This window comes from Marivirga sp. (assembly GCF_024636815.1).
Taxonomy (GTDB): domain Bacteria; phylum Bacteroidota; class Bacteroidia; order Cytophagales; family Cyclobacteriaceae; genus Marivirga.
In genome coordinates this window covers 1-5,510 of sequence record NZ_JAGXGF010000047.1, presented here as the reverse complement: position 1 = coordinate 5,510, position 5,510 = coordinate 1, and the positions used below count along the sequence as shown (strand labels likewise).

Here is a 5,510-nt window from a genome sequence, read left to right as displayed (position 1 = left end):
TTCCAAACAAATACCTCCCGATATAAATACCATTCTTACTTGCTTTTCACCTCGCTCCAAAGACAAGGATCAACTTTATCCTAATATTACAGATTCGGTAGAAATTCTCATTGCAACAGATTGTATTTCAGAGGGGCAAAATTTACAAGATTGTGATTACCTGGTGAATTATGATATTCATTGGAACCCTGTTAGGATAATCCAGCGATTTGGAAGGATTGATCGTATTGGCTCAATAAATGAAAATATCACTATGGTAAATTTCTGGCCGGATATTACTCTTGATTCTTACATAAACCTTAAACAGCGGGTGGAAAGTAAGATGGCTATAAGCAATATGACAAGTACCGGAGATGATAATATACTAAATACAAAAGAGAAAGATCTTGAATACCGTAAGATCCAGCTACAAAGTTTAAGAGATGAAGTTCTAGACCTGGAGGATTTAAAGGAAGGTGTAAGTATAACAGACCTTGGACTAAATGACTTCAGAATTGACCTTTCTAATCTTATAAAAGCCAATGGAGAGCTGAAGAATATTCCAGAAGGCTTACACGCAGTTGTCAAATCCAATGAACATCTTTCTCCTGGAGTTATTTTCATCCTGAAGAATATAAATACCAGCGTCAACATTAATAAGCTGAACAGGCTACACCCATACTACCTCGTCTATATGCGGAATAATGGTGAAGTAGTCTATAATCACGTGGAGCCTAAAAAAATATTGGATGCAATGCGTATGGCTTGTAAAGGCATTAATTCTCCATTGGAAGATCTGTGTAAAGAGCTCAGTGAAGAAACAGATGATTACCAGGAAATGAATAAGTACTCTCAGCTACTCAAGAAAAGTATAAGCACAATCTTGCAGAGAGAGGAAGAAAAGGATGTAATGAGCCTATTCCAGGCAGGTGGCACAACAGCGCTACAGGAGAAATTAAAAGGCATAGAGGACTTTAAATTGATTTCATTTCTAATTGTTAAATAATGGAAATATTTGATCTGCCGGATAAAGTAAAAGTGAACAAAGTTGTACCCAAGAATGCCTTTGATTCCTTTACAAATAGTAAACAAAAACAACTATTTACAGATCTTATAAAAAGGATCACCTGGTCTTATAAATTATCAGAAACCACCACTAACCTCCCTGCTAAAGAAATTAAGGAGATCCAGATCTTTTATGTGGAGTTAAAACAGAAAGAAAAGGTACAGGGCATACTAGACATTATGGATAAATCTATTCCCTACCCTATCATATTTCTGGTGAACTATGAGGAAGATTACTATTTTTCCACCTCTACCAAGCACCCTCATCCTGTAAATGAAAACATTTCTGTAATTGATTGGACTTTCAATTCGGAATGGTTACCTAAAGATAAATTTGAGACCTATTCCCTACCTTTAAAGAAAAGCCTTGATAATGTGTATGAGGCATTTTGCTTCCAGTTATCAGGTGACACTAATACATCATCCCTGGCAGACTTGGTAGAACACCAGGAGAAACAAGCCACTTTGGAAGCTGCAATTGACCAGCTACAAAAGAAAATCAAAAGCTCAAAAACTCAGTTCAAGGACAAGGTGGAACTGAATCAGGAATTAAATAAAAAGAAAAAGGAGCTTGAGGCTTTATTAACCAAGACCCCTGAAAGTGCTGAAAAAAGTTGACGGGTCAAGTTGTCAAGTTTTGGCTCTACTTTTAATACTAAACTTTAATTTTTTCTAATGGAAATAAAATTTACTACTCTTCATCATGTCGATCATCTTGGAAACGAAATACGTATAATTCCTATTAGTAGCCACAGTGAAGTGCTACAGATTTATGCTGAGAGGCTAATTCAAGAAATAAAAGATAGTAGGAATAAAAGAGAATTTGAATTTCGTAGTGAAACTACTGAAGTACGTCAAACCCTTAACAGCTTTTTGGAAGATATATTTGAGGAAGGGGTAGAAGTAAATTCAAAAAGACTTTTAACAGAGGAAAAGAAGGCACAAAGAAAGATTGATCATTTGGATGTTCAAATCCAAAAGGGCAGTTTATTTCAAGCTCATTTAATTGATGGATCAGAACATTACATTGTTATAAGTAAAGCAGATCATTCTAAGTATATTGATGAAATAGATTTCGTTCTGAAGCATGGATTGCCTTGGGACAAGAAGATATTTAAGGCATTTCTTGTAAGATTTGATGATAATAAAGAGGTTCAAGAAGTGTATGTATATGATACAACTTCAAAAATGTCAAGATATTGGTGGGATGATTTTCTGGAATTAAATGAAAAATACACTGATTCCCATAATACTAAAACTTCTCTAGATATTTTAGATCAAAAGCTATTTAATTATATGAAGAAGCAATATCCAGCAGACCATACGATATTAAGAAATAGTGTTATAGGATACTTCCGCAATAGCTCAGAATTCGAATTAGAGGAGTTTCTCGATAAGAATTTTAGAACTTACACGCCAATTGATGAAGATTTTCCAAAGGAGAAGTACATCAAAAAAATTGAAGAGTTTCCTGAGAAGTATAACTTCGATTCTAGGTTCAGTATAAAACAAGAAGAAATTAAGAAGAGAAAAGTTAACAAAATTCCGCTATCAAATGAAATGGAATTAATTTTAAAGGATCATATAGAAAATATTGGTAGCGTTATTAAACCTTATAAAGATAATGAAGGAAACAAGTTTATATTAATTCGTAGTGATACGGGATATGAAAGGTTTAAAGATCAGTAAAAATGAATATCCAAGATAAGTGCAAATTGTTATTTCCTTTGGGCGATTTAATTTCCAAGGAGGAGAAAATCAGTGAATTTAAGCTTGTTGCTCAGCTTACCCATCCACCAAATCTGTCTCCGGACGAATTCGCTGCATTTGTAGGGGATATACCTGATCATTTTAAGATCACTATAAAGGTTGAAGAAAATGATCCGGTTATTTTTTCAAAGGGATTAGATCAATCAAAATATATTGATGATCTAATCCTCAGTTTTCAATATTTCGAAGAAAAAATTGAAAAAATAGCCTTCGAGCTGCTAATTGACAAAACTCAAACGGGTAATTTACGTCATATATACGACTTCAATGCCTTTGATAACTTCTGGAAAGACATTACCCCTTATGATCTCCTTAAAATTTTCAAGGAGCTCCTATTGGAAAACGATAAAATCTTCTTCAAATTTTTGGAGAAAGATTTAGAATCTTTCTATACGTCAAAATTCACTTTTGGTTATGTTGTTAATCATTCATTAGGTGCAATTAATCCTTTTGTAATTAATGAGAACTGCCATTTCGGTAACTTTCAGGTGTTCCCTTTTGCCCCAGATTACTTTCATTTGATAAAAAGAACAGGGGTGAAAACTGCTATTGAAGAAAAGATGGATATTCTAACCGGACTCTTTTCTGTTATATCTATTTTTGATATAACATCTATTAAAGAAAATACTTTTCATTATAAGTTAACTGGTTATAGAGCATATGAAGGAGAACTGCCTTTGGACAAAATGGATTCTTCCTCTCAAATATATTACCTGATTTTCGATTGGATATACTCCAGTAAGGGAAATTTAGCGGATAAGATAGGCCTCGCCAGAAATATTATTTCAATTTACATTGACGGAAAATCATTGACAGTGGAGTCCTCAATTATATTATCGATTAAATCTTCTTACAATGTTTACCTAAAGGAAAACGTAAGCAAATATCTGGAGGTAAGAAATAAGCTATTTGATGATTTAAGCTGGATTTCTCAAAAATCAAGTGAAATTGTTGAAAAATTCCTGGTAGATTATCAAAGAAGTATTTTAACATTTCTTTCTTTTTTTATTTCCATATTCATTATTAGAGTAATTAGCACTGAGACAAATTCGGGTATTTTTAACAAAGAGGCAACAATCCTCAGCTTCGCTTTTCTATTTTTGTCGCTTATCTTTTTCGGTTTTTCCAGATGGACCTTATATATGGAAAAAGAAAGACTAATTCGAAAATATCAAAACTTAAAAATGAGGTACACGGATTTATTGGAAAAACATGATATAGAAGAAATTTTAAAAGACGATTCAGAATTTAAATATGAAAAAGACTTTATAAATCAAAGAGTGAGCTTGTACAGCATTTTATGGCTCATAACCATTGTAGTACTGATGTGCGCTATATTGAGTGTATCTTCATATGTTAACTGGAAAACTATCTAAAGAATTACTTTATAGGTGAGGTCTTTTTCTAAAAAGTCAAAAAAATACCCTCTACGAAAAATGTAAAGGGTAGTAGTAATTTTAATTCATACCTATTGGAATAAAGTCAAATTTGAGGTCCCGAATAAGATGCTTTCTTTCATAATCCTTCAAAGCATTACTAAATCTGCTCACTTCCAAATCAAGTAAAAGTCCATTAGGAATGATCCTTCCACTCCACTTGTTATAAACTACTGGATCATCATATGGAACTTTTTCAATAGGGTCAATGTTAGAGTATTCCGTAGGATCATAAAATTTCATTAAAATATTCTCTCCGTAATTAGTGTATTCTGTAAGATAGGGAGATACTTCAATTTCGGTTAAAGTCTCTCCTTCAGCTATTACCTGTCTATATTCTTCTTTGGAATAATCAGAATTATCAAACTCCTCTGGTTCCCCTAATGCTACGAAACCTTTGGAAGTAAAAAATAGCAAGAAAAATCTTGTATCACCTGCATAAGATTTTGATGCCACATAATACCCATCTGTCCTTAAAATCTCCCTAGGTTTTGGTTGTTTTTTAAGTGCTTTATTCTCTGTTATAATTCTGGATAATTCAAGTGCATATCCTGCATTTATTGAAGTTTGGTTTCCTCTTTCGTACGAGGCATCAGAATTAACCTTCTGAGTTGCATGTTCGCCGATAGTATCTGGAGTAAGGTTCTCATTTTTAAAACTCCTTCCTATTTTATCAATTAATAAACCTATTAACCATCCCCAAAAGACACCATTTACGATACCCATAAAAAGTAACATGCCAACATTAGGTGAGGAGTCAGTACCTAAAAATGCAAAGGTTAAAACTGTGGAAATAATAGCTCCTATCCACCAGGAGTGAGTAACTGCTTTCATAATTTAAAATTTTGGTTAGGTTAAAAAGAAATAAGTAGCAACGGGTAAAACCAATAAAAGTAAAGTTACCATACATCCAGAATTTTTAACAGAAGTTGTTTGACTACCACCGACTTTCTTCCTAGTAAAATCCATTACTAATTGGGCATGATTAGGATTAGCATTATGCTTATTCATTACATCCGCGATAGTTCCAATCCATTCTTCAACGGCCAGATCATTATAAATCCTTTCTCCAGTAGTTTTTGCTTTCTCTATCAATCCTTTATAACTGGCGAAGGAGATATACACAAAATCTTCATGCTTATTAAGGTCAATATAAATATCTGCTAATTTGTTACCATAGACTATGTAAGACATCCCATGCGATATAACTTTGGAATTGCTCTTACACTGGGTTAGATCTGTAGTATCCTTCATCTGGTT

The 5,510-nt window shown here is 33.3% G+C and carries 6 protein-coding genes; 4 read left to right on the top strand and 2 right to left on the bottom strand.

Annotated features, from left to right (window positions below; translation table 11 throughout):
* The 4 genes from Q0L29_RS03790 to Q0L29_RS03775 form a co-directional block, all read left to right on the top strand.
* The coding region (locus Q0L29_RS03790) for a C-terminal helicase domain-containing protein (RefSeq protein ID WP_296619227.1) at positions 1-985 on the top strand (985 nt) is incomplete at its 5' end.
* Entirely contained in the window at positions 985-1,662 is a 678-nt protein-coding gene (locus Q0L29_RS03785) for a DUF4391 domain-containing protein (protein WP_296619226.1), read from the top strand. The genes Q0L29_RS03790 and Q0L29_RS03785, both read left to right, overlap by 1 nt.
* 57 nt (positions 1,663-1,719) lie before the next feature.
* Positions 1,720-2,733: a nucleoid-associated protein gene (locus Q0L29_RS03780; protein ID WP_296619224.1), complete on the top strand. Its 1,014-nt coding sequence runs from the start codon at positions 1,720-1,722 to the stop codon at positions 2,731-2,733.
* A 2-nt stretch (positions 2,734-2,735) separates the two neighbouring features.
* Positions 2,736-4,190: a hypothetical protein gene (locus tag Q0L29_RS03775; protein ID WP_296619222.1), complete on the top strand. Its 1,455-nt coding sequence runs from the start codon at positions 2,736-2,738 to the stop codon at positions 4,188-4,190.
* Positions 4,191-4,271: 81 nt separating this feature from the next.
* Here Q0L29_RS03775 and Q0L29_RS03770 read toward each other — a convergent pair whose 3' ends face one another.
* Positions 4,272-5,084: a hypothetical protein gene (locus tag Q0L29_RS03770; protein WP_296619220.1), complete on the bottom strand. Its 813-nt coding sequence runs from the start codon at positions 5,082-5,084 to the stop codon at positions 4,272-4,274.
* A gap of 15 nt (positions 5,085-5,099) precedes the next feature.
* The coding region (locus Q0L29_RS03765; RefSeq protein ID WP_296619218.1) for a hypothetical protein at positions 5,100-5,510 on the bottom strand (411 nt) is incomplete at its 5' end.